The sequence below is a fragment of the Micromonospora sp. DT201 genome (assembly GCF_049841575.1).
In the GTDB taxonomy this organism is placed as follows: Bacteria; Actinomycetota; Actinomycetes; order Mycobacteriales; family Micromonosporaceae; genus Micromonospora.
This window is the reverse complement of the sequence record NZ_JBNCKP010000085.1, coordinates 1-460: the sequence shown is the minus strand read 5'-3', so window position 1 is coordinate 460 and position 460 is coordinate 1. Positions and strand designations below refer to the sequence as shown.

The 460-nt window shown below is 68.0% G+C and carries 1 protein-coding gene; it reads right to left on the bottom strand.

The genetic code is table 11. The annotated features are described in order from the left end of the window. On the bottom strand, positions 1-435 hold a 435-nt coding region (locus ACLQ28_RS34515; RefSeq protein WP_425690449.1), incomplete at its 3' end, for a hypothetical protein. Positions 436-460: the final 25 nt, after the last annotated feature.

The window sequence follows — 460 nt, the reverse complement described above, 5'->3', positions numbered from 1 at the left end:
CCCAAACCTCTCCCGCAACCGACCCAACTCCGCCTCCGCACTCTGCGCACGCTTGCGCAGCGTCACCACCACCTCCTCACGACGCTTCAGCGGCACCCCACGACCAAGCCCATACCCCGCGAGAATCCGCGCCTCCGCACCCGACAACGACTCCGACCAACCACGCCGCCGCAACACCAACACAATCTCCGCCGCCTCCTGCGGCCGAACCCCCGCACCAACCCCCTCACCCGTGAGAATCGCCCGCTCCACCGCCGACAACCCCACACCACCACTACGCAACTCCAACCACACCGACAACTCATCCGACCCCGACCCACCCACCGCCGCACCGGCACCAACGGATTCGGGAAGCTCACCAAACAACCGCAGCGCCTCAACCCGCGCCGCCAACTCCTCCCGACTCAGCCTGTACGCGTCGTCAGACCGGCCCACACCCGACCGCCCACCACCAGCACCA